Source organism: Bradyrhizobium sp. STM 3566, assembly GCF_045571445.1.
Lineage (GTDB): Bacteria > Pseudomonadota > Alphaproteobacteria > Rhizobiales > Xanthobacteraceae > Bradyrhizobium > Bradyrhizobium vignae.
Genome location: NZ_CP120692.1, coordinates 4,110,661 through 4,131,862, shown reverse-complemented (window position 1 = coordinate 4,131,862; position 21,202 = coordinate 4,110,661). Strand labels below are relative to the sequence as shown.

At 63.9% G+C, this 21,202-nt stretch carries 25 protein-coding genes; 12 read left to right on the top strand and 13 right to left on the bottom strand.

Annotated elements, in window-relative coordinates; genetic code table 11:
* Positions 1 to 2 precede the first annotated feature (2 nt).
* The 5 genes from P6U27_RS19975 to P6U27_RS19955 form a co-directional block, all read right to left on the bottom strand.
* A complete protein-coding gene (locus tag P6U27_RS19975; protein WP_407192381.1) occupies positions 3 to 1,118 on the bottom strand; it encodes a helix-turn-helix domain-containing protein in 1,116 nt (371 codons plus the stop codon).
* Between the two features lie 446 nt (positions 1,119 to 1,564).
* Complete coding sequence (locus P6U27_RS19970; RefSeq protein ID WP_407192380.1) at positions 1,565 to 2,116, bottom strand: dihydrofolate reductase; 552 nt, start codon at positions 2,114 to 2,116, stop codon at positions 1,565 to 1,567.
* A 7-nt stretch (positions 2,117 to 2,123) separates the two neighbouring features.
* A complete protein-coding gene (locus P6U27_RS19965; protein WP_407192379.1) occupies positions 2,124 to 3,134 on the bottom strand; it encodes a polysaccharide deacetylase family protein in 1,011 nt (336 codons plus the stop codon).
* A 161-nt stretch (positions 3,135 to 3,295) separates the two neighbouring features.
* On the bottom strand, positions 3,296 to 3,865 hold the full coding sequence (locus tag P6U27_RS19960; protein ID WP_407192378.1) for a glutathione peroxidase: 570 nt from the start codon (positions 3,863 to 3,865) through the stop codon (positions 3,296 to 3,298).
* A gap of 92 nt (positions 3,866 to 3,957) precedes the next feature.
* On the bottom strand, positions 3,958 to 5,556 hold the full coding sequence (locus P6U27_RS19955; RefSeq protein ID WP_407192377.1) for a L,D-transpeptidase family protein: 1,599 nt from the start codon (positions 5,554 to 5,556) through the stop codon (positions 3,958 to 3,960).
* Positions 5,557 to 5,765: 209 nt separating this feature from the next.
* Here P6U27_RS19955 and P6U27_RS19950 point away from each other — a divergent pair, with 209 nt between their 5' ends.
* Positions 5,766 to 6,314, top strand: a complete 549-nt coding sequence (locus P6U27_RS19950) for a CreA family protein (protein WP_407122258.1) — start codon at positions 5,766 to 5,768, stop codon at positions 6,312 to 6,314.
* Between the two features lie 15 nt (positions 6,315 to 6,329).
* Here the strand turns inward: P6U27_RS19950 and P6U27_RS19945 are convergent, their stop codons facing one another.
* Positions 6,330 to 6,515: a hypothetical protein gene (locus P6U27_RS19945; RefSeq protein WP_407194463.1), complete on the bottom strand. Its 186-nt coding sequence runs from the start codon at positions 6,513 to 6,515 to the stop codon at positions 6,330 to 6,332.
* Between the two features lie 417 nt (positions 6,516 to 6,932).
* Between P6U27_RS19945 and P6U27_RS19940 the strand changes: the two genes are divergently transcribed.
* Together P6U27_RS19940 and P6U27_RS19935 are read left to right on the top strand one after the other, a co-directional pair.
* Entirely contained in the window at positions 6,933 to 7,097 is a 165-nt protein-coding gene (locus tag P6U27_RS19940; RefSeq protein WP_407192376.1) for a hypothetical protein, read from the top strand.
* A 27-nt stretch (positions 7,098 to 7,124) separates the two neighbouring features.
* A complete protein-coding gene (locus tag P6U27_RS19935; RefSeq protein WP_122403523.1) occupies positions 7,125 to 7,487 on the top strand; it encodes a hypothetical protein in 363 nt (120 codons plus the stop codon).
* 12 nt (positions 7,488 to 7,499) lie between these two features.
* Here the strand turns inward: P6U27_RS19935 and P6U27_RS19930 are convergent, their stop codons facing one another.
* On the bottom strand, positions 7,500 to 7,745 hold the full coding sequence (locus tag P6U27_RS19930) for a DUF6719 family protein (RefSeq protein WP_122403522.1): 246 nt from the start codon (positions 7,743 to 7,745) through the stop codon (positions 7,500 to 7,502).
* Between the two features lie 67 nt (positions 7,746 to 7,812).
* Positions 7,813 to 9,282 carry a PLP-dependent aminotransferase family protein gene (locus P6U27_RS19925; RefSeq protein ID WP_407192375.1) on the bottom strand — a complete coding sequence of 490 codons (1,470 nt, stop codon included), beginning with the start codon at positions 9,280 to 9,282 and terminating at the stop codon, positions 7,813 to 7,815.
* Between the two features lie 75 nt (positions 9,283 to 9,357).
* On the opposite strand from P6U27_RS19925, the gene P6U27_RS19920 reads away from it, so the two are divergent.
* The 7 genes from P6U27_RS19920 (at position 9,358) to P6U27_RS19890 (ending at position 16,034) form a co-directional block, all read left to right on the top strand.
* Positions 9,358 to 10,083: a pyridoxamine 5'-phosphate oxidase family protein gene (locus P6U27_RS19920; RefSeq protein ID WP_407122262.1), complete on the top strand. Its 726-nt coding sequence runs from the start codon at positions 9,358 to 9,360 to the stop codon at positions 10,081 to 10,083.
* A gap of 54 nt (positions 10,084 to 10,137) precedes the next feature.
* Positions 10,138 to 11,415 carry an ArgE/DapE family deacylase gene (locus P6U27_RS19915; protein ID WP_407192374.1) on the top strand — a complete coding sequence of 426 codons (1,278 nt, stop codon included), beginning with the start codon at positions 10,138 to 10,140 and terminating at the stop codon, positions 11,413 to 11,415.
* Positions 11,416 to 11,695: 280 nt separating this feature from the next.
* On the top strand, positions 11,696 to 12,505 hold the full coding sequence (locus P6U27_RS19910; RefSeq protein ID WP_407192373.1) for an alpha/beta hydrolase: 810 nt from the start codon (positions 11,696 to 11,698) through the stop codon (positions 12,503 to 12,505).
* 35 nt (positions 12,506 to 12,540) lie between these two features.
* Positions 12,541 to 13,380: a tryptophan 2,3-dioxygenase gene (gene kynA / locus P6U27_RS19905; protein ID WP_122403518.1), complete on the top strand. Its 840-nt coding sequence runs from the start codon at positions 12,541 to 12,543 to the stop codon at positions 13,378 to 13,380.
* An 8-nt stretch (positions 13,381 to 13,388) separates the two neighbouring features.
* The gene (gene kynU / locus P6U27_RS19900) at positions 13,389 to 14,591 is read left to right on the top strand and encodes a kynureninase (protein ID WP_122406705.1); all 1,203 of its coding nucleotides are present in this window, start codon (positions 13,389 to 13,391) and stop codon (positions 14,589 to 14,591) included.
* Positions 14,592 to 14,877: 286 nt separating this feature from the next.
* Positions 14,878 to 15,276 (top strand): PaaI family thioesterase, encoded by a 399-nt coding sequence (locus tag P6U27_RS19895; RefSeq protein WP_122403516.1) that lies wholly within the window; start codon positions 14,878 to 14,880, stop codon positions 15,274 to 15,276.
* A gap of 152 nt (positions 15,277 to 15,428) precedes the next feature.
* Positions 15,429 to 16,034 carry a GNAT family N-acetyltransferase gene (locus P6U27_RS19890; RefSeq protein WP_122403515.1) on the top strand — a complete coding sequence of 202 codons (606 nt, stop codon included), beginning with the start codon at positions 15,429 to 15,431 and terminating at the stop codon, positions 16,032 to 16,034.
* A gap of 78 nt (positions 16,035 to 16,112) precedes the next feature.
* On the opposite strand, the gene P6U27_RS19885 is transcribed toward P6U27_RS19890, so the two are convergent.
* The 4 genes from P6U27_RS19885 to P6U27_RS19870 all read right to left on the bottom strand — a co-directional run bounded on the left by P6U27_RS19885 (position 16,113) and on the right by P6U27_RS19870 (position 18,742).
* Positions 16,113 to 16,418: a hypothetical protein gene (locus tag P6U27_RS19885; protein WP_122403514.1), complete on the bottom strand. Its 306-nt coding sequence runs from the start codon at positions 16,416 to 16,418 to the stop codon at positions 16,113 to 16,115.
* 95 nt (positions 16,419 to 16,513) lie between these two features.
* Positions 16,514 to 17,200 carry a DUF2161 domain-containing phosphodiesterase gene (locus tag P6U27_RS19880; protein ID WP_122403513.1) on the bottom strand — a complete coding sequence of 229 codons (687 nt, stop codon included), beginning with the start codon at positions 17,198 to 17,200 and terminating at the stop codon, positions 16,514 to 16,516.
* Between the two features lie 94 nt (positions 17,201 to 17,294).
* A complete protein-coding gene (locus P6U27_RS19875; protein WP_122406704.1) occupies positions 17,295 to 17,975 on the bottom strand; it encodes an SDR family oxidoreductase in 681 nt (226 codons plus the stop codon).
* A 23-nt stretch (positions 17,976 to 17,998) separates the two neighbouring features.
* Positions 17,999 to 18,742 (bottom strand): tyrosine-protein phosphatase, encoded by a 744-nt coding sequence (locus P6U27_RS19870; RefSeq protein ID WP_122403512.1) that lies wholly within the window; start codon positions 18,740 to 18,742, stop codon positions 17,999 to 18,001.
* Between the two features lie 71 nt (positions 18,743 to 18,813).
* Here P6U27_RS19870 and P6U27_RS19865 point away from each other — a divergent pair, with 71 nt between their 5' ends.
* Complete coding sequence (locus P6U27_RS19865; RefSeq protein WP_122403511.1) at positions 18,814 to 19,125, top strand: MliC family protein; 312 nt, start codon at positions 18,814 to 18,816, stop codon at positions 19,123 to 19,125.
* 113 nt (positions 19,126 to 19,238) lie between these two features.
* Here P6U27_RS19865 and P6U27_RS19860 read toward each other — a convergent pair whose 3' ends face one another.
* Positions 19,239 to 19,442 carry a DUF2735 domain-containing protein gene (locus P6U27_RS19860; protein WP_122403510.1) on the bottom strand — a complete coding sequence of 68 codons (204 nt, stop codon included), beginning with the start codon at positions 19,440 to 19,442 and terminating at the stop codon, positions 19,239 to 19,241.
* Between the two features lie 535 nt (positions 19,443 to 19,977).
* Here P6U27_RS19860 and P6U27_RS19855 point away from each other — a divergent pair.
* Positions 19,978 to 21,012 (top strand): glutamine synthetase beta-grasp domain-containing protein, encoded by a 1,035-nt coding sequence (locus P6U27_RS19855; protein WP_122403509.1) that lies wholly within the window; start codon positions 19,978 to 19,980, stop codon positions 21,010 to 21,012.
* Positions 21,013 to 21,202 lie beyond the last annotated feature (190 nt).

The window sequence follows — 21,202 nt, the reverse complement described above, 5'->3', positions numbered from 1 at the left end:
CATCAATCCGCTCTCGGAGGCGCGATCTCGCGCATCCAGCGGGAAATCGTCGCGCTGCTTGCTCCATCCGTGCCCCGCTGGACCCCGAGCAAGGCCGCCTCGCGCGCGGCGCGGGGCGTGATGCCATAGGCTGCCTTGAACGAGCGCGTGAAATGCGCGTCGGAACCGAGCTGCCAGCGCCGCGCGACCTCGCTGATCCGCGGACCACGTGCGCCCGAATTGGCGAGATCGAAAAAGGCGCGATGCAGCCGGCGGCTGCGGATGTAATCGGCGATGCCGCCGACCGGCGCGAACAGCCGGTACAATGACGCCCGGGACAGGCCGAAATGCGCCGCGATCGAATTGGCGGATAGATCCTCACGGGCAAGTCCGGCCTCGATATATTGGCGGATCCGCATCAGGGACGGGCTCGCAGCGATGGTATGGTCGGCATCGGCATCGCCGCGTTCGAGCTCGTTGCGCAGGCAGGCGGCCAGCAGCGAGACCGTGCCCTCGACCACCGATTGGCATTCGTCGAGCGTCATGCGCGGCGCAAATTCGAACAGCGCGGTGAGATGTCCCGCCAGCAGCCTTGCGATCACGCTGCTGCCCGGCAGGACGAGGCCGTGCACATCGTCGACCCGCAGGAGATGGGTGCCGAACATCGGGCGCGGCACGACGAGCGTGACATTCTCGAACGCCGTCGCCTTGGTCTCCAGGGTCTGGGCGAGGTCGAACAGACAGATGTCGCCGGCGCGCACCTGCATCGGCCGGGTGCCCGCGACGCCGTCATAGCCGCCCTTCAGATAGAGCTGGAGGATGATGTGGTCCACGCCGCTGCGCGCGATCGTTTCAGCCGTCCGGCGGAAGCGCTGGCCGCTGGCACGGCTCAGCCCGATCAGCGCCGGCCCCATGGCGTAGGAGCTGATGTCGGCGCGAAACGGACCCGGTTCGTCGGCGGCGAGCTCGTCGACCTCGAACAGCGTGGCGACAGCCTCCCGCCAGGCGGCGACGTTCGCATCGGTCTCCATCTGATCGGCGGTGAAGCCGAATGCCGGTAGCAGGGATGACATCGGGGCTGCATCACCTGTCAGTCCGGAGCCGTCTGGGGGATTTGTCGTCGTACCGTCGTCGCTCATGCTGGTGGGTGGTCGCGTCTTGATCGTGGTTAAGGAGCGGGAAGGGCCCCGCAGGACCAATCATGCTCGCTGCAGGTTTACATCCGGCGAAAGGAAATGGTTCGTTCGTCCACGAATCCTGCCGCCCGCGGGCGGGAGCCTCGATCCGAAGCCGTCCAGTCTTGCGCTTTTGTCTCAGTCTATTGATGCGGTGTTTCTGAATGGCCGGCTCGTATTGACGCAGCGCCGCGGACGCTGGCTATAGCGCCATCACCGCCGTCGGGGCCGATTATCGGGTCTCGGCAAATATGCTAGTCGGCTTTGCGCTGGCCGGCGGCGGGACCAATTTAGCTTGCTGAAACGCCGGGATAAATAGCGGTATTATATTGCCGGTACTTTGCATGGGGTTGTTTTTCCAGTTTTGAAACTGACCTCCCGCTGTGAGCGACGTCGGCAATGCCGAGAGGCTAACCCGGCCGCCACGGCGTCACGGTCACGTCATGCGCCGCATCGAGCAAGTACGGCGCGCCCGGCTTCATCCCATGCGAAGCCAGCACCTCATGCGGCGTCCGCTGGGGCACGCCGACAAAGCAGCCTTCACCGCCGGGCAGCCACACGTGCGGAGCCTCCGACAGCCAGAACGTGTCGTAACGGTCCATGAACATGTCGAACACGACCGGGCCGCCGATGATGGCGATCATGCCGGAGGCGACGTCCGCGAAGGCGCAGGCCGCCTCGAAGCTCGCATGCTCCGGATTCCACAGCGTCGCGTTCGGCATCTCCGGATCGACGGTGAGGTCCTTGATCTTGCGGGTCAGGATCAGCCGCTTGCGCTTCGGCGAATTCGGCTGCTGCTCGTGCGAGTGCCGGCCATGCACGATCAGCGCGGCGCGCTCGAGCGCCTGCTCGAAGAACAGCTTGTCCCCTTCGAACTTCAGGCTGTCGGGCATGACGTGATCGGCGTCGGCCAGCATGCCGTCCGCTGACACGATGACGTAGCCCTCGATACGGAAAGACAACGGCCTTCTATTCGGAAACGGTCGTCACCACGGAATTGACCGGGCGCTGGCTCACCGTCGGCAGCTTGATGTCCTTGAGCAGCTCCTGATCGTATTCCGGCAGCGTCGAGGCCGGGAATTTGGCGCGCATCGCCACCACCTTGTAGCCGCCGGCCTTCAGCCGCTTGAGCAGCTCGGGCAGAGCCTCCGCAGTGTGCTTCTGGAAGTCGTGCATCAGGATGATGCCCTTGCCCTTGCTGTCGAGCTTCTTCATCACCGTCTCGATCACCTTCTCGGGCTTGGAGGCCTTGAAGTCGAAGGAGTCGATGTCGCAGGAGAAGATCGCCATGTTGCGGTTGCCGAGATAGGTGACCATCTCCGGCGGATGTTGCAGCGCCGGGAAGCGGAAGAACGGTGCGGGGGAGATACCACCGAGCGCCCACTTCACGGCGGAAAGGCCCTTCTCGATCTCTTCCTTGCGCTGCGCCTCGTTAAGCTTCTTGTTGTTCAGATTGGCGTGCGACCATGTGTGGCTGCCCACAGTGTGGCCGGCGGCGTAGACCTGCTTGAGGATCTCCGGCTCATAGGTCGCGTGCTTGCCGATCGAGAAGAAGATGCCTGTGGTGCATTCGTCGGCGAGCGCCTTCAGCACGGCAGGCGTGTTCTTCGGCCAAGGGCCATCGTCGAAGGTCAGCACCACCTCGTGGTCGCGCAGGAAATCGAGCTCCTTGAAATGCTCGAAGCCGAAGCCGGGGCCACCCGTGGTGTCGATCTCGACGGTGCGGGCGACACCGAGGGCGCCCGGCGTATTGCAGGCCGCGCGCGCCGGCTGCGGCGCCTGTTTCGGCGGGGGCGGATTGACGAAGCCCGCTGGGGCCGGAGCAGCTGCTGCAGGCGCAGGAGCCGCAGCGGGCGCTGCAGCCGCCGGTGCGGCTTGTGCCGCGGCTGCGGGCTTCGCGGCCGGTGTCTGCGACCATGCTGCGCCGGTCAACACAACCGACAACGCGCTTGCCAAAATCAGTCCTGCCGCCACACGCATGGTGTTGTCCTCGAGATTGATCCCGTTGTTCCGCCGCGGCTTTTCGCCTGCGGCAAAAACCGTCCTGCCCCAAACGATCCTAGCCTAGATGGTGGGCCCTCGCCATTGCAACGGCTGTTTGACCGCCCGCCATAATTGTGCCCAGCCGGATGGGGCCGGCGTCAACTATCGGCCAGCGCCCTGGCAATGGCCGTTTTGATTCGCGTGTCGGCCGGTTCGACTGCGGAGGGAAAGACCTCGGCGATATAGCCGTCGCGGCCGATCAGGTATTTGTGGAAGTTCCAGCGCGGAACTTCCTTCGGTCGCGCCTCAGCGGCCCATTTGTAGAAGGGGTGCGCTTTTGCACCGACCACCACGGCCTTCGCCGCAACCGGGAAGGTAACACCATATTGGTGATGCGCGGTCTGCATGATCTCACTCGCGCCGCCGGGCTCCTGGCCACCGAAATCGTTGGAGGGCACGCCGATCACGGTAAGCCCGCGCTCGCGAAACTCGTTCCAGACCTCCTGCAAGCCGGCATATTGCGGAGTGTAGCCACAGAGCGAGGCGGTGTTCACCACCAGCAGCGGCTTGCCGGTGAACGCGGCGAGGCGGATGTCGTCGCCTGACAGTGCGGGGAAGGAGAAGGCGTAGGCCGAGATACGGCTCATGCCACCATCAGCGAGGGCGCGCGTTACGGGCGCGAGCGTGCCGCCGAGCGCCGCGATGAGCATGGTCCTGCGGTTCATCATGACGGCGTCCCCCGAAATGATCCGGAAGGCATGTTACTCCGCCGGCGCGAGCGGGCTCGTCAACAACGCGTTATTGAACACTGCGAGGGGCGCTAGTACAGGCGGACGATGAAATCGGTGCCTTCGCCGGTCTCGCCCTGGTTGATGCCCTGGTCGGAGACGATGATTGAGCTGCCTGACGTCAGCATCTCGTTGATCTTCGCCATGGTGTCGGCGGGCACGGAGATGCGGTCGAGGGCTTCAGCCGGGCTGTCCGGCATGAGCACCGGTTTTGCAGCGACGGGGATCACGGCGGCGCCGCGCTGGCGGCGCGATACGCGGCTGTCATCCTCGCGTGCCGCGGAACGCGCGGCGACGGGCAGCGACACCACCGACCAACGCAGTGCATTGGCATCGGCCTTGTCGATTTCTGCGGTGAAGACATGCGTGCCGAGCGGCCGGTCGCTCGCGGCGATCGTGACGGGCACCTCGAACAGCGGCGCAAAATTCTGCCGCACATAGAGCTTGGAATCCTTGCGGCTGATGAAGACGGCGATCTGGCCGGCGCGTTTGGGCGCATCAGTCTTTGTCGCCGGCGCAGGATCGGCAACGCGGTTCTCGTCCTTTTTCGCATCGGGCGAGGTGGCGAGCGCCGGAGCAGTCGCTTGTGCATTGGGTGTCTTCGCGGAGTCCACCGCCTCGGTCTTGACAGCCTCGACCTTCTCGGCGGGCTTGTCGTCGTTCGCTGGCTTGGCCGCATCTTGCGACTGGGACTTGAGCGCATCAGACTTGGGCGTATCAGACTTGGGCGTATCAGACTTGGGCGTATCAGATGCCTCGGCCGTCTTGACGTTGTCGGCCGGTGCCGCGGCTTCGTCGCGCGCGGGCGCATTGCCCGTGGTCACATCCGACATGACGGCGTGGCCGACGGAGGTGCGCAGGTCGAGCACGCTGTCGGCGCTGGCCGTCTTGGTCTCGACTGGCTTGATTTCGGCGGCGCCCTTGTCGGCCTTGTCGCTGACATTGGTCTGCGGTTCGATGCTCGCCGCGGGCTGCGGCGGCACGCGCAAGGAGGCGAGCAGGGGATGGGAAAAGCTCTGCGGTGACATCTGACCCGGCGCCACGATCACGCGCGCACCCATCCGAGTCCAGTTCCACATCTTCATCGCGAACGCCATCGGCATGCGGATGCAGCCATGCGAGGCGGGATAGCCCGGCAGCACGCCGGCATGCATGGCGACGCCGGACCAGGTGATCCGCTGCATGTACGGCATCGGCGCGCCGCTATAGATGTTGGAGTGGTGGAATTTGTGCTTCTGAATGACGCTGAAAACACCCATCGGCGTCGAGTGGCCCTTCATGCCGGTCGAAACCGGGGATTCCGCGAACACGCCGTTGCTGTCGTAGATCGTCACCTTCTGCCGGTCGATCGAAACGACAATGACGAGCGGTCCTTGCGGCTTGGTGCCGGCTTCCTTCTCGATGAGGCTTTCTTTCTTGCTTGCGACGCCACGCTTTTGCGGCTTCTGGCGCGGTATTTCGGGAAGCCGATCCTGCTGGGCGTAATAGGACCCGTCGGAATAGTCCGTCCAATAGTAAAACGCTGCGTCTGCCTGGCTGGTCGCGCCGATCGCACCCGCCGCCGTCAAGATGGCGACCTGCCACAGCCGCGCCGGCTTGGCGGCAGAACCCGAACCGTTCACGCTGTTCATCCTCGAATCCATAATCCAAATCAGATGTTAGTGTCTCAGAGGGGACTACGCGTTCACCAGCAGGGCGGTTCTGCCGTCAGTTACTTTTGTTCAAGACGTAGCAAAAAAGCCTCACGGAGCGGTAAACGGCGGCCGCGCCTGACTGTCCGCGTCCTTCCTGATCGTCGCTCGCGTTCCTACATTGCGGGAACTTGTTACCGGAGAACTTCATGTCATCCCGTTTCCCCGGTCTTTCCAGCATCCGCTTGAAAGGCCTCGCTTTATTCCTGCTGATTCTGACCGCGCCGATGGCGGCGGCGTCCGCCGCCGATGAGCCTGATCTGATCTTCCGCCGCTCCACCGTGTTCAAATGGATGAGCCCGAACGACAAGCTCGCGACCTATGGTCTCGATGATCCTGAAGTCGAGGGCGTCGCCTGTCACTTCACCGTGCCGGAGAAAGGAGGCTTCAAGGGCTGGCTCGGCCTTGCCGAGGAGGTCTCGGACATCTCGCTGGCCTGTCGCCAGATCGGTCCGATCAAGTTCAAGCACAAGATGGAGCAGGGCGACGACATGTTCCGCCAGCGCCGGTCGCTGTTCTTCAAAAAGATGCAGATCGTGCGCGGCTGCGACGCCAAGCGCAACGTGCTGGTCTACATGGTTTATTCGGACAAGCTGATCGAAGGCTCGCCCAAGAACTCGACCTCGACCGTGCCGATCATGCCGTGGGGGCCGGCGGACGCGAACGTCCAGAAGTGCGGCGAGTTCTTCACGCAGTGACGCGTTCGCGTTTTCTCAGTGACGATTGCACGGCTTCGCAAGATGAGAACCGGTCAGCCGCACGAACATCTGCGGCGCGGCCTCGAAGCCGCGGCTCGATTGCAGCGCCATTTCGCCGGCGCTGCCGCGAATGGGCGATTGCTCTCCGCGATCGGTCTGTAGATCCGCATCCCGCGGCGTTGCGCGATTTCCCGCCATCATGATGGCCATCCCTCACGTGAATGCGCCCGATGATCCGGGCGTCTCGGTTTCGATGGCTTGGGTCGCCGCCGAACCACCCCCGGTTCGATCGCACCCAGCCCTCGTTTGCCGCTCCTTTCAGCAGAAAAGAGTAAAATGCATGTGAAACGCGCGCGGCGGGAGCATGACGGCGCCTGTGCAAGGCGGCCGTCCGTGCTGGCGCCGGAACTTGGCAGGCCACATTGACCTGCAGCGAGACCTTGCTGAAATGACTGGCATTTTCCGAGAATTGTTTCGTCGTCCTGAATGGGACGAAACAATTCTCACGAAGACGAAACCATTTTCAGCTTTTCACGCATCACGCACGAAACCGCCCATGGTTATCAGCGTCACAACGACGACGGCGCACCGCCGGCGACCGAATTGGGACACAAGATCATGCGCGCGCTCGGCTTCATCCTTGCTTTCGGTTTCGTGCTCGCCGGCTCCTCATTTGCGGGTTCGCCCGACGGCGATCTCCCCGGTGTCGGCACTTTCCAGTACAGCGGCTCGCCCGTCACGGTCCCGGCCGCACAGCCGATCATGGTCGCCGCGCGCCTCTGACCGCACACAATAGCCGGCAAAGCCATCATGTTGCTTCGTCTCTGCGCCGCAGCGTTCGTGTCCGTTCTGACGATCAGTTCCGTTCAGGCGCAAGTGCGCGCGCCCTCCAGACTGCCCGATCCCCGCACCGAATTCGTGCGCCAGTGCGCGCCGCGCATGCTCGGACGCTGGGAGCATCCGGAGGAAGTCTGCGGCTGTCTGCACGACCACGCCGCCGCGGCCGTCGAGGACCGCGATCTGCGCGAAGCGCTGCTGCGGGGCATCAGCGAAACCGGCGTGCCCACCATCGAGACCGATTGGGTGCCGGCTTCCAAGCAGGGCGAGATCGGCCCGACCTTCACCAAGATTGCCAAACCGACGCTGCAGTGCATGTTCGATCCGGCGAAGTAGCCTCTCAGATCATCATTTCATTTTCGGTCCGTGCCGCGGCACGCAGGAACTCGTGCGCGAGACTCCCTTTTCGGTCATCTTCGCACCGCGCACTTCCTTGACCTGGCCGGCGGGGCAGGTTCCATCATCCACGAGCACACGCTGGCCGAGCTTCAGATCGACGATGTCCTGCTCGCGTCCAATAGTCCCTGCGCGTGTCGTTGAGGCAAGCGCGATGGAGATCAGCAGCGAGAGGCAGGTTGCGTGGCGAAGCAGCATGATGTGAGGTCCCGGCATCGATGCCGCAATTTAGGGACCGGCAGGCGATTCTGATAGTGAAGCTTCGTCACGCCCGGCGGTCCGATTTTCGGCTTGCGCCCAACGCTGCGCGCGATTCCTTCGCGAGACGTTCGGCGGCGGTCACGAGCTGTGGAACCGGGTGGCCGGAAAATCCCAGCACGAAGCCGGGCAGCGGACGCCCGCGCGAATAGGTGTCGGCCAATAGCCAGCCTTCCGTGCCGGCCGCTTGCTTGGCATGCGCTGCCACCGCCGGATCGACCGAGGGATCGAATCGGGCGACGAGATGCAGGCCTTGTGAGGGCACTGGCACCAAAAGCGCACCATCGGATGCGACTTCCAGCGTTTCGGCGAGCACATCGCGCGCCTCGCGATAGAGTTTGCGCACGCGCTTCAGGTTCGCGGCGAAGGCGCCGGAATTGAGCATGTCCGCCACCGCGCCCTCCATCAGTGTGCCGGGAAAGCGATCGAGCGCCGCGCGCGCGGCCGTCACGTCCGCGATCAGGCGTTCGGGCAGGGCGCAATAGCCGATGCGAAGGCCCGGAAACAGCGTCTTGGCAAACGTGCCCAGGTAGATCACCCGCTGGAGGCGATCGATGCCGGCGAGCGACATCAGCGGTGCGCCGTCATAGCGGAATTCGCTGTCGTAATCGTCCTCAAGCACGAATGCGCCGGCTTGCTTCGCCCAGTCCAAAAGCTCGAGCCGCCGCGGCATCGACATCTGCACGCCCAGCGGAAACTGGTGCGACGGTGTGACGTAGGCCGCGCGCGCCGACGGTGCCGCGATGCGGCCTTTGGCGACACGCATCCCGTGCTCGTCGACGGCGACAGGCACGGCGCGATAGCCGCAATGCGCGATAGTCTTTCGCGCGGCGGGATAGCCGGGGTCCTCGCACCAGACCTGGTCGTTGGACTTCAGGATCGCGCTCAGCACGATGCGCAGCGCGTGCAGCGTGCCCGACGTCAGCATGATCTGATCGGGGTCGCAGCGCAGTCCGCGCGCCGACAGCAGGTGATCGGCGATCGCCGCACGCAGCTCGCGGCTGCCGCGAGGATCGCCATAATGCAGGTGCTCGGACCCGAACGCGCGCATGCGGCGGCCGACGAAAGCGCGAAGGCGTTGCACCGCACGCTCGTCGATATGGGTGCAGCCGAGCGCGAGCGCGCCTTGCCTCGGTGTTTCGACAACCACCTTCGGCTTGTTGGTCTCGGCCCCCCTCGCGGGGATACGTGCTGCGACGAAGGTTCCGGAGCCGACGGTTGCGACGGCAAAGCCGTCGGCGATCAGGCGCTCATAGGCGGTGACGACGGCGTTGCGCCGGAAGCCGGTCTGCCTGGCCAACGTCCGCGATGGCGGCAGCGACTCCCCGGGCTTGACCAGGCCAGAGACGATCGTTTCGCACAGCGCCTGATAGAGCCGGTGCGCGGCGGAGGCGCCAGCCGTGACGTGGGGCCCGGTCAGGTCGAGCGGAAGCTCGGCCTTGGCTCGGCAGGAAGAATTGGTCGGAATTTTTTGCATGGAATTGGAACTATCGCAGACCAAACGTGCCGCTACAACTGCTTCGGAATTCATCCAATCCGACCAGGAGCGGCCGTGAGCCAGACCGAGACATCAAATTCCTATCCGACATCGGCGCGCAACCAGGTGAAGCGCCGGCACGACCGCGGCTTCTACGATCACGATACGGTTCATCGCATCCTGGATTCCTCGATGCTGTGCCACGTCTCCTATGTGATCGAGGGCCAGCCCTATTGCACGCCGACCTTCTTCTGGCGGGAGGGCACCAAGCTCTACTGGCACGGATCGAGCGCCAGCCGCATGTTGCGCAACCAGACTAAGGGCGAGCGCGTCTGCTTGACGGTCGCCCATCTCGACAGCCTCGTGCTGGCGCGCTGCGGCTTCAATCATTCCGCCGACTACCGCGCAGTCATGGCGTTCGGCACGGCCTATCTCGTCACCGATCCCGAGGAGAAGGAGCGGGCGGTGATCGCGATGGTCGATCGCTTCTTCCCGGATCGTACCGCCGGCCTGCGACAGAGCACTACGCAGGAGATCAAGGCAACGTCCTTCATTGCGATGGAGATCGAAGAAGCCTCGGCCAAGATCCGCGCCAAGGGTGTCGCTGACGACGACGAGGACTATCCGTTGCCAATCTATGCCGAGCGCATTCCGGTGCGCACGGTGCTCGGCGCGCCGGAACCTTGCCCGCGCCTCCTCGAGGGTGTTACGCGCCCTGCGACGCTCAATGGCTATTCAGAAGGCCGACTGCTCGAAGATGCATTGCGGGATGCTTATTCTGTGGAGTACCCGAACGGCTGAAATCGGCTAGCTTGCGCTCCATCGATGATCTGAATGCCCGATTGGAGTTGCCTGATGAATGCCGAAACGCAGCAGAGGATTCTTGATGCCGTCGATGCCGGCTTCGAAGCCCAGCTTGCGACCACACGTGATTTCGTCGCGATCCCCTCGACCCGCGGGGCCGAGGGGCCGTGCCAGGACATGATCGGAGACCTCCTGCGCGAACGCCGCTATGAGGTCGACGACTGGCACATCAACATCGACGACCTCAAGGATCTGCGCGGCTTCGGCTCGATCGAGCACGATTTCTCCAAGGCGCGTTCGGTGGTGGGCACCTACCGTCCGCAAACCAGCGTCGGCAAATCGCTGATCCTGCAGGGCCACTGCGACGTGGTGCCGGCGGGTCCGCTGGAATTGTGGGATACCCCGCCGTTTTCACCCGTCATCAAGGACGGGAAGATGTTTGGCCGCGGTGCCTACGACATGAAGTCGGGCACGATCGGCGCCCTCTACGCACTCGATGCGATCAAGGCCGCTGGCTTCAAGCCGACGGCACGAATCCACTTCCAATCCGTGATCGAGGAAGAGAGCACCGGCGTCGGCGCGCTCTCCACGCTGCAGCGCGGCTACCGCGCGGATGCCTGCTTCATTCCCGAGCCGACGGGCGGGAAGATGGTGCGCTCACAGGTCGGCGTGATCTGGTTTCGTCTGCGCGTGAAGGGGCACCCGACCCATGTCGCCTTTGCAGGTTCCGGCGCGAACGCAATCATGGCGGCGTATCATCTGATCCAGGCGCTGCAAAAGCTCGAGATCGAATGGAACGAGCGCGCCAAGGCCGATCGCCACTTCAAGACACTCAACCATCCCATCAACTTCAACCCCGGCATCATCAAGGGCGGCGACTGGGCCTCGAGCGTGCCGGCCTGGTGCGACGTCGACTGTCGGATTGCCGTATTGCCGGGCTGGTCGATCGCCGATCACCAGAAGGAGATCATGGCTTGCGTCGCTGCCGCTGCGCGTAACCACCCCTTCCTCGCCAACAATCCGCCGCAGATCGAATGGTCGGGCTTCCTGTCGGAAGGCTATGAGCTGACCAATGCCGCGGAGCCTGAGGCTGCGTTCGGCAAGGCCTTCAACAAGGTCTATGGCGGCGCGGTCGAGGACCTCGTTTTCACCGCGCTCACCGACACCCGCTTCTACGGTCTCAACCACGGCATTCCAAGTCTGTGTTTTGGCGCAAGCGGAGGCGAGATGCACGGCTTCAACGAGTTTGTCGAGCTTGAGTCGCTGAAGAAGGCGACCAAGGCGATGGCACTGTTCATCGCCGAGTGGTGCGGGGTGGAGAAGGCGTAGTTTGGTGTCCCGGACGCGGGTGCAGCGCGCGGACGATGCGAAGCGTCGTTCCGCGTGGTGCTCCGCAGAGCCGGACCCATGTCGCCGCATGCACTAGACCCCGGTTCAGCAGCGCATCGTTGCACGCTGCGCTGCGCCCGGGAAACGCACGGGTCAGTCGTCGCCTGTCCAATCGATGGGCTCCTCTCGAATGCTTTAAGCTTAAAATAAACACTAGGATGCCGGCCGTACCGGTGGCAGACTGGTGTCCGGTTCGCTGGACGAGTCCTCGGGAGCAACGATGCGCGATTGGGATGACGCTTATGCCAATTCGGCCCATATCCCGGGCTCAGACAAGATGCCTGCGCTGTGGGTGGAGCGGGCGGCGGCCTACCGCGCCGGGCTGAGGGGCATTCGCCCCGACATCGCCTATGGCACCGGCGGGCGGCAGAAGCTCGACCTGGTCCTGCCTGACGGCGACAGCCAGGGCCTCGTCGTGTTCGTCCATGGCGGCTACTGGATGCGCTTCGACAAATCGACCTGGACCGATCTCGCCGAAGGCGCGCGGCATCATGGTTGGACGGTCGCGCTGCCGAGCTACACGCTGACGCCGGCCGCACGCATCTCCGATATCACAGCAGAAATCGCTGCCGCGATCGCCAAAGCGGCATCGCTCGTCTCAGGACCGATCCGGCTCGCTGGCCATTCTGCCGGCGGGCATCTCGTCACGCGCATGCTGTGCGACGACAGCCGGCTCGAGTCCGCCGTCTACGACCGCATCGTCGGGACGCTCTCGATCAGCGGCCTGCATGACCTGCGTCCGCTGCTCAAGACCAAGATGAACGAGACGCTGCGCATGACCATGGAGGAGGCGACGCTCGAAAGTGCGGCGCTGCACCTGCCGCGCGGGCATTCGCCGGTGACCGCCTGGGTCGGTGGCAGCGAGCGGCCCGAATTCATCCGTCAGTCCGATCTGATGGCCAATATCTGGACCGGCTTTGACGTGCCGACCCGCCTCGTCGTCGAGCCCGGCCTCAACCATTTTACTGTGATCGACGGGCTGAAGGACCCGTCTTCACCGATCACCGCCCGCCTGATCGGCCTCGATTGAGCAAAGCCGGGCGAGATCGATCGAAAGGACCTGTCATGACGTCCAGCGATTACGATCCTACCAGCGAAGGCGCCGAGACCGATTTCGCCCGGCGTATGTCCTATGGCGACTACTTGGCGCTGGATGCGATTCTTGGCGCGCAGCATCCGCTGTCGGAAGCGCATGACGAGATGCTGTTCATCATCCAGCATCAGACTACGGAGCTGTGGATGCGGCTCGCCATCCACGAGCTCAGCGCCGCGCGCCATGCGATCTCACGGGATGAGGTGCAGCCCGCGATGAAGATGCTGGCGCGGATGTCGCGGATCTTCGAACAGCTCAACAACGCCTGGGACGTGCTGCGCACCATGACGCCCAGCGAATATACCCGTTTCCGCTCGCAGCTTGGGCAATCCTCGGGCTTCCAGTCGCGCCAATACCGGCTGATCGAATTTCTGCTCGGCAATCGTAACCACGCCATGCTGAAGCCGCATGCGCACGATGCGGAGACGACGAAGCTGCTCGAAACCGAACTCGCCACGCCAAGCCTCTATGACGAGGTGCTGCGGCTCGCCGACCGCAATGGACTGAAAATGCCGCCAGCGGTGCTGGCGCGCGACGTCCGTGAGACCCACAGCTTCAACGAAGGCGTGCTGCAGGCCTGGCGTATCGTCTACGAGGCGCCGGAGACGCACTGGATGCTCTACGAACTGGCCGAGAAGCTGGTCGATTTCGAGGACTATTTCCGCCGCTGGCGCTTCAATCATGTGACCACGGTCGAGCGCGTCATCGGTTTCAAGCGCGGCACCGGCGGCACTGGCGGGGTCAGCTATCTCAAGCGCATGCTGGAGGTCGAGCTGTTTCCCGAACTCTGGCGCGTGCGTACGATTCTGTAGGGATGTCCATGACCAGGCTTCGCGTCTATGACGACACCAAGGCACTGTTCCATTTGCCTGACGGAATGATCTATCTCGACGGCAACTCGCTTGGTGCGCTGCCGCTGGGCGTTGCCGAGCGGGTCAATCGCGTGATCACCGAAGAGTGGGGCAACGAGCTGATCCGCGCCTGGAACACCGCAGGCTGGTATGTCCAGCCACGCCACGTCGGCGATCGTATCGCACGGTTGATCGGTGCTGCAGCCGGCTCGGTGATGGTCGGAGACACGCTGTCCCTGAAGGTCTATCAGGCACTCGCCGCCGCGCTCGACATGACCCCATCCCGCAAGATCGTCCTGTCGGACACCGGCAACTTCCCGACCGACCTCTACATGGCCGAGGGCCTGATCACGACGCTCGGGCGCTGCCATCAATTGCGCTTGGTGGCGCCGGAGGAGATCGAGGCCGCGCTGTCGGAAGAGATCGCGGTGCTCTACATTACCGAGGTGGATTACCGCACCGGCCGCCGCCACGACATGGGGAAGCTGACCGCGAAAGCGCATGCGCTCGGCATCGTCACGGTCTGGGATCTCGCCCATTCCGCCGGCGCGCTGCCAGTTGATCTTTCCGGCTGCGGCGCCGATTTCGCCGCCGGCTGCACCTACAAATATCTCAACGCCGGTCCCGGCGCGCCCGCCTTCCTCTATGTCGCGCCGCGCCATGCCGACAGCGCGCGTGCCGCTCTGTCCGGCTGGATGGGCCACGCAAAACCGTTTGCGTTCGATCTCGCCTATGCGGCGGCCGGCGGCGTCGAGCGCATGCGCGTCGGCACCCCGCCGGTGTTGGCGATGGCGGCGCTGGAGGCCTCCCTCGACATCTGGGACAGGGTCGACATCCAGGAGGTTCGCGCGCGCTCGCTGGCGCTCGGTGACCTCCTGATCGGCGAGATCGAGCGACGTTGCCCGTCCTTGAAGCTGGCGACGCCGCGCGCGCATGGGCAGCGTGGCTCCCAGGTCTCCTTCGCCTTCGATGACGGCTACGCCGCCATGCAGGCGCTGATTGCCCGCGGCGTCATCGGCGATTTCCGCGCGCCCGACATCATGAGGTTTGGGATCACGCCGCTGTACATTGGCGAAAGCGAGATCGTGCGGGCGGCGGAGATCATCGAGGAGGTGATCGCGGGCGGGGTGTGGCGCCGGCCGGAATATCAGGTCATGAACGCGGTGACGTGAGGAAAATCTTGTGCCCCGGACGCAGCGCAGCGCTTCTTAGCGGTGCGCTGCAGAGCCGGGGCCCACGCGGAACCGAAATCCGTCGCGAGATGGTCCCGGCTCTGCGCAGCAACGCCATTAGCGCGTTTACGCGCGTCTTCGACGCGCTCCGGCGTTGCAGCGCGTTCGGGAACACGAGGGTATTGGCGCTGAGTGCCGATATCACGAGTACCATTACCTCGGACGTCATTGCTTTACGGTGCGAAGCAATTCACGCTGAGACAACAAGCAATTGGGAGGAGATCCGATGACGCCGCTCGAGAAACTCAAAGCGATGAAGATGCCGTTCGCCGAGCTCAAGGGCGTCGAGTTCATAGAGGCCGAGAAGGACCGCGTGGTGGCGCGGATGACGGTCCGGCCCGATCTCTGCACACTTCATCACACCATCCATGGCGGGGCGGTGATGGCGCTGGCCGATTCCGTCGGCGCGGCAGCGACCGTGATCAATCTCCCCGAGGACGCCAAAGGCACCACCACGCTGGAGAGCAAGACCAATTTCATCGGTGGGGCCAAGGAGGGAACCACAATCATTGCCACGACCACCCCGGTCCATCGTGGCCGGCGGACCCAGATCTGGACCACCCGGCTGGAGACGGAGGACGGCAAGCTGGTCGCCGTGGTGACCCAGACGCAGCTGGTGCTGTAAGCCTACGAGACTTTGATTTCATTAACGAATTGGTCGCTTTCGCTGCCTCGAAGTTGGGCAGGTTTCCGTCTTGAAAATCATGGTGCGATGCACAATATAGGGGACCTAGGGATTCGAACGCCTCCTCGAGGGACACCAAGAGGAGTTTTGACGTGGTACTTGAAGAGACCGTCCGCACCGCCCCGGGCTATGTGCGAACCCTGATCCAGCAGGAAGAATTGCCGCTTCTGCGCGATCACCTGCTCAGACTCGATGCCGGCAGCCGGCACGACCGTTTCAACGGCTTTCTCGACGACAGCTTCATCGAGCGTTACGCCGCCCGCTGCGCCGAGGACGGCACCGTGATCGTTGCCTATATCGTCGATGGCGTGGTGCGCGGCGCGGCCGAACTGCATCCGCCGGAAGACGATTCGCTGCCCGAAGTCGCCTTCAGCGTCGAAGCCTCCACGCGCCGCCAAGGCGTCGGCACCGTGCTGTTCCGCCGGCTGATCGCGGAGGCGCGCTGGAAAGGCTACAAGCAGTTGCGCATCACGACGGGCGCCGAAAATCACGCGATGCGGGCGCTCGCCCGGAAGTTCGGGGCACATCTGGCTTTCCGGCACGGCGAATCGACCGGTACGATCGACCTCGCCAAGACGCCTGAGGCCGAGCTCGCTGATCTCGCGGCTTCGCCCTTCATGGCCGGGCGCGCTCTTCTCAGCTTCAACAGCACTTGCTGGAAGCTGATCTCAAGCATGTACGGCAATCGTGCCGCGTAGCCCAATCACGGACGGGAATCAAAAAGCGGACCGGTAAAACCGGTCCGCTTTCGTATTTCCGGGTCGAAAGATGAAGGCTTACGTGCCGGTGCGCTTGTCAATGCCGAAACGGCGGACCACGCGACGCTCGACCACGACCGAGCGCTGCGCGCCCTGTTCACCGGCGATCACCCGCGTGGCCGTGAGGCGGCTGTTGGCGCGGGCTTGCTTCTTCACCTCGGCCTGCACGATGTCGAGCGGCATCCCCATCAAGGCGGCGGCGATCTCCGCCTGCTGCGCCTGGTCGTCGGTGATGCCGACAGCGGCGAAGATCGCCTCGTCCAGGGTGGGCGGATCGTGGCGCACGCGCCGCGTGCCATATTTGGTATTCCAGTCTGCGCTCATAACGGCCTCGTTTTGATGCCGGGATACCTAGTGCCGCGAATGTTGCATTGCAATATGTAATTGGTGTGGCAGCTCAGCTATGCACCGGTCGGGTGTCATGGCGGTGACGCAGCACCTGCGCCGACCTCCACCCGCTGCTGGGGCCAGCGTTTCAGGGCAGCGTGTCCAGCTTCGGTGAGCCGGTAGATTCCCCGCTCAGCGCGTTCAAACCAGCCATACACATTGTTAAGCAAAATCTTGCCGGCATCGGGACAACGGACGCGCAGCTCGCGTACGGGCCGCGGACCTGTCGCGAGCTCTGATGCGCAGGCCAGCGCCTGCTGCCGATAGGCCGTCATGATTGGTGCGCGGGTGCTGCCGCCGGGCACCGGGTCACCCTGCCGGCGCTGATGCTCGGCAACGAGTCGCGAGCGCACTTTCGGCTCGCGGCGCGGCGCCGCGGTTGGCGGCTTCACCAGCACCTCGACCTGGCCGCGGTCGGTCACCCCGAGCATGCCGAAGCCGAGGCGGCGGCAGAGATTGCGATAGCGTGCGTCGCTCTCGCGTCCCTTGCCGCGCGCTGACATCTTCGCCGCGATCCAGACCTCGTCGCCGGCCGGTGCGCGATCGACCGCCTGCAGGATCAGCTCGAGATTGAAGGCGAGCTTGAGCTCGCCGATCACCACGATGGGCGGATCGTCGGCACTGAGGCCGACGAGATCGCAGCCACCGACCTCGCCCTTGACCGTGAAGCCGAGCTCTTCGAGGAAGCGTTTGACGGGGAGATAGAGCGCGGTTTCCACGGGTGGTCCGATCGAAGAATCAGTTGCGCGCAGTCTAGAGCCTTCGCGGGTCCGATTGAATCCCGAGGCGCCCCGACGTTTCGGCCTAAAAGCGCTACACCCGGCCGCCGACCGGGATCAGCGCGCCGGTAATGCCGCTGGCGGCATCGCTGGCGAGGAACAGGATCACCTCTGCGAGCTCCTGCGGTGTCACCCATTTGGAAAAGTCCGCCTTTGGCATGTCGGCGCGGTTGGCCTTGGTGTCGATGATCGAAGGCAGCACGGCGTTGACCGTGATCTTACCTTTCCATTCGTGGGCGAGCGCTTCGGTGAGGCGATGAACGCCGGCTTTCGACGCGGCATAGGGGCCCATGCCGCTGCCGGCCTGGAGCGCGCCTATCGCGCCGATATTGATGATGCGGCCAGCCTTGGACGAGAGAAGGTGCGGCAGCGCCGCGCGCGAGGTGTTGAGCGCGGTCAGGACATTCAACGCATGCATGCGCTGCCACGTCGCGATGTCGCCGTCGCCGACGGTCTCGAAGGCGAAGCCGCCGGCGATGTTGATCAGCGCGTCGAGGCGGCCGAAATGCTTCGCCGCCGCATCTATCGCCGTCTTCGCCTGCGCCGGGTCGGACAGATCGACGCCGCCTATCGCGATGCTTTCAGGCTTCGCGGGACTCTGCGAAAGCGCGTGATCGACGCCGGCAACGCGCGCGCCGCGCGCCTGTGCCGTCTCCGCAACCACCCTGCCAAGCGCGCCGAATGCGCCGGTCACGATCAGGACCTTGTCTTGCATCATCGTTCTCCCGGCGCCGTAGCCTATGATTGCAGATAGCGCGCCTTCAATGCGGTTCGCTCGGCCGTGCCGAGCTTCAGCCCGTCGCGCAGATAAGTTTCGAGGTCGCCATATTCGCTATCGATCGCCTCGAAAGCGGCCGCCAGGTACGAGGCCTCGACGCTGCCGATCGCGTCGAGAACATCGGCCGGAAGATCAGAGGCGTTTGACGCGTCACGCTTGTAGTGCCGGTTGGTCAAGAGGTAGTCCTCGGCAATGACATCGTCGCGCACGCCCAGCGCATGCAGGATCAGCGCGCTGGCAAAGCCGGTGCGGTCCTTGCCCGCAGTGCAGTGGATCACGAGCGGCGCGCGGTCTTCCAGCAGATGGCCGAACAGCGCGCGAAAACTGTGCGTATTGTGGCGGACATAGTTGCGATAGGACTCGCGCATGAGCTCGAGCGCGACCGGTGCGGTCAACGTGCCCCGGGCGAGTTCAGCGCGTAGCGCGGCCACGACGGTCGGTTCGATCGGCAGCGAATGCACCGTGATCTCGTTCACGACGCAGATGCCGGCCGCGCGCTCCTCCAGCCCACGGAAATCGAATGCGCTGCGGACGCCCAGCGCGCGGACGATCTCGACATCGGCAGCGGTGAGCTGCCCGAGATGATTGGAGCGGAAGATGTGGCGCCAGCGCGTGGTGCGGCCGTCAGTCGTCGGATAACCGCCGAGATCGCGAAAATTGCTGGCGCCTTGGAGGGCGAGATGGCGGGCAGGGGAGTCTGACATGGGATCGGCTTGGGTTATGGTTCCACTGGATGCACGGTTGGCGTCCTTGGGGTCTATTACAGGGGGCGATCATGGACCGGCACAAGGCCATTGTTTTGGCGATCACCATGCTGGCGGTCGGAAGCATCAACGCGCGGCAGGCTGATGCGCAGACATTCCGGACCTACCGCTGCGCTGATGGTACTCAGTTCATCGTTGGCTTTTATGATGGCGACAAGCGCGCCTTTCTTCAGATCGATGGCGAGCCTGTCACGCTCGCCAAGCGGCTGGCAGTCTCTGGCGCGCGCTATTCGGGGGCGGGGATCACGCTGATCATCGGGAAGGCCGGCGCCACCACGATCAAGCATCTGAAGCGGCCGGTCACGGCCTGCGCGGTGATCTGAACGGCGTGGCTCGCAAAAGAATCAAAAAGGGCCGAAACAACGTTGTTTCGGCCCTTTTCGAACTGCCGCCGGGCGGCTGCGAGAGCGCTGCGGTTTCAAACCGGTTACAGGCATCAGCGATCCCATTTCGGCTTGGCTTCGTCGACCGCATCCTGGTGATACCAGCTGTCGCTGCAGATCGAGACGTTCGAGGGCAGCGGGCCGTGATCGGTGGAAAGGCGGGTCTCGTCGTAACGGCGTCCGCCGAGAGCCGCACGGCCGCCGACGGGGAATTGGTAGATCTTCGCAGATCCGTGACTCAGACCATTGTTCATCATTGCGATTTCTCCTTGGTCGAAGCGCCTTGGCCTCCATGGTGCGCCCGACTCGTTCGATTGTGGTTACTGGAATCCCCATATCGGCCGCGCTTCCCCGATTGGGAAGTGCTAAAAAGGAAATCAGTTTCCGCCTAATTTGTAGGCACGCACCTACCTGCACCCCCCAAGGCACCGCGTGAGTGGCTAACGCCCGGGCCATTCCAAAGGTTGCTAGGGACGGGCCAATGGCTTTGCGAAAATTGCCGGACGTTGATGCGCGTTTGATCGGCAGCATTCGGCTAGCGTCAGCCTGCTCCAGAATCAGGCGTTTTCCGCAGGGTTTTTGCGGTGCACCTTCACGCAATGGTGCGCCGCTATGACGCATGCCGCTGTGGCCGGCCGGCCGGCCGCGAGGCGAGGCCCGCGGCCGTGGAAAACCCTCCGCGCTGCGGCCTTTTGGCACGCAAAATGCTTGGGAAGGGCCGGCCGATGATGGCCGGGTACAAACGTGCGGGGCTCTCAACCCCACCTTTCGCATCATCAACAGAGAGGCTCAATGACCAAGTACAAGCTCGAGTACATCTGGCTCGACGGATATACGCCGACTCCGAATTTGCGCGGCAAAACTCAAATCAAGGAATTCGCGTCGTTCCCGACGCTCGAGCAGCTTCCGCTCTGGGGGTTCGATGGCTCCTCCACCCAGCAGGCCGAAGGCCACAGCTCCGATTGCGTGCTGAAGCCGGTCGCGGTGTTCCCGGATGGTGCGCGCACCAACGGCGTGCTGGTGATGTGCGAAGTCATGATGCCCGACGGCAAGACCCCGCATCCGTCCAACAAGCGCGCCACCATTCTCGACGACGCCGGCGCCTGGTTCGGCTTCGAGCAGGAATACTTCTTCTACAAGGACGGCCGCCCGCTCGGCTTCCCCGAGGCCGGCTATCCGGCGCCGCAGGGCCCGTACTACACCGGCGTCGGCTACAAGAACGTCGGCGACGTCGCCCGCAAGATCGTCGAGGAGCATCTCGACCTCTGCCTCGCTGCCGGCATCAACCATGAAGGCATCAACGCGGAAGTCGCCAAGGGCCAGTGGGAATTCCAGATCTTCGGCAAGGGCTCCAAGACCGCTGCCGACCAGATGTGGATGGCCCGCTACCTGATGCTGCGCCTCACCGAGAAGTACGGCATCGACATCGAATTCCACTGCAAGCCGCTCGGCGACACCGACTGGAACGGCTCGGGCATGCACGCCAACTTCTCGACCGCCTATATGCGCGAAGTCGGCGGCAAGGAGTATTTCGAGGCGCTGATGGCTGCCTTCGAGAAGAACCTGATGGATCACATCGCCGTCTACGGCCCGGACAACGATAAGCGTCTGACCGGCAAGCACGAGACCGCGCCGTGGAACAAGTTCAGCTACGGCGTGGCCGACCGCGGCGCTTCGATCCGCGTTCCGCACTCCTTCGTCAACAACGGCTACAAGGGCTATCTGGAAGACCGCCGTCCGAACTCGCAGGGCGACCCCTACCAGATCGCCTCGCAGATCCTGAAGACGATCGCGTCCGTGCCGACCGATAAGAAGGCCGCGGCCTAAGATCCTCCCGGCCCGGGCCGGGGGGCTGGCCCGGGTTGGCGTTCAATCCGCCGGAGCGAAGGCTCCGGCGGATTTTTTGCATTTGGATGAAGGCCGTTGCCGTCCGTGCCGACCTCGGCTTTGCGAAACTTGTCCATTGCCGCCGAAAGCAGGATAGAGTGGCCCTGGATGCGCGCAGGGCCGGGGATAC

What these genes read in the sequence shown, in the direction of transcription:
- P6U27_RS19975 (WP_407192381.1), bottom strand. Translation starts at nt 1,118, where the DNA reads ATGAGCGACGACGGTACGACGACAAATCCCCCAGACGGCTCCGGACTG.
- P6U27_RS19965 (WP_407192379.1), bottom strand. Translation starts at nt 3,134, where the DNA reads ATGCGTGTGGCGGCAGGACTGATTTTGGCAAGCGCGTTGTCGGTTGTG.
- P6U27_RS19960 (WP_407192378.1), bottom strand. Translation starts at nt 3,865, where the DNA reads ATGATGAACCGCAGGACCATGCTCATCGCGGCGCTCGGCGGCACGCTC.
- P6U27_RS19955 (WP_407192377.1), bottom strand. Translation starts at nt 5,556, where the DNA reads ATGAACAGCGTGAACGGTTCGGGTTCTGCCGCCAAGCCGGCGCGGCTG.
- P6U27_RS19950 (WP_407122258.1), top strand. Translation starts at nt 5,766, where the DNA reads ATGTCATCCCGTTTCCCCGGTCTTTCCAGCATCCGCTTGAAAGGCCTC.
- P6U27_RS19945 (WP_407194463.1), bottom strand. Translation starts at nt 6,515, where the DNA reads ATGATGGCGGGAAATCGCGCAACGCCGCGGGATGCGGATCTACAGACC.
- P6U27_RS19940 (WP_407192376.1), top strand. Translation starts at nt 6,933, where the DNA reads ATGCGCGCGCTCGGCTTCATCCTTGCTTTCGGTTTCGTGCTCGCCGGC.
- P6U27_RS19935 (WP_122403523.1), top strand. Translation starts at nt 7,125, where the DNA reads ATGTTGCTTCGTCTCTGCGCCGCAGCGTTCGTGTCCGTTCTGACGATC.
- P6U27_RS19930 (WP_122403522.1), bottom strand. Translation starts at nt 7,745, where the DNA reads ATGCTGCTTCGCCACGCAACCTGCCTCTCGCTGCTGATCTCCATCGCG.
- P6U27_RS19925 (WP_407192375.1), bottom strand. Translation starts at nt 9,282, where the DNA reads ATGCAAAAAATTCCGACCAATTCTTCCTGCCGAGCCAAGGCCGAGCTT.
- P6U27_RS19915 (WP_407192374.1), top strand. Translation starts at nt 10,138, where the DNA reads ATGAATGCCGAAACGCAGCAGAGGATTCTTGATGCCGTCGATGCCGGC.
- P6U27_RS19910 (WP_407192373.1), top strand. Translation starts at nt 11,696, where the DNA reads ATGCGCGATTGGGATGACGCTTATGCCAATTCGGCCCATATCCCGGGC.
- kynA (WP_122403518.1), top strand. Translation starts at nt 12,541, where the DNA reads ATGACGTCCAGCGATTACGATCCTACCAGCGAAGGCGCCGAGACCGAT.
- kynU (WP_122406705.1), top strand. Translation starts at nt 13,389, where the DNA reads ATGACCAGGCTTCGCGTCTATGACGACACCAAGGCACTGTTCCATTTG.
- P6U27_RS19895 (WP_122403516.1), top strand. Translation starts at nt 14,878, where the DNA reads ATGACGCCGCTCGAGAAACTCAAAGCGATGAAGATGCCGTTCGCCGAG.
- P6U27_RS19885 (WP_122403514.1), bottom strand. Translation starts at nt 16,418, where the DNA reads ATGAGCGCAGACTGGAATACCAAATATGGCACGCGGCGCGTGCGCCAC.
- P6U27_RS19875 (WP_122406704.1), bottom strand. Translation starts at nt 17,975, where the DNA reads ATGCAAGACAAGGTCCTGATCGTGACCGGCGCATTCGGCGCGCTTGGC.
- P6U27_RS19870 (WP_122403512.1), bottom strand. Translation starts at nt 18,742, where the DNA reads ATGTCAGACTCCCCTGCCCGCCATCTCGCCCTCCAAGGCGCCAGCAAT.
- P6U27_RS19865 (WP_122403511.1), top strand. Translation starts at nt 18,814, where the DNA reads ATGGACCGGCACAAGGCCATTGTTTTGGCGATCACCATGCTGGCGGTC.
- P6U27_RS19860 (WP_122403510.1), bottom strand. Translation starts at nt 19,442, where the DNA reads ATGATGAACAATGGTCTGAGTCACGGATCTGCGAAGATCTACCAATTC.
- P6U27_RS19855 (WP_122403509.1), top strand. Translation starts at nt 19,978, where the DNA reads ATGACCAAGTACAAGCTCGAGTACATCTGGCTCGACGGATATACGCCG.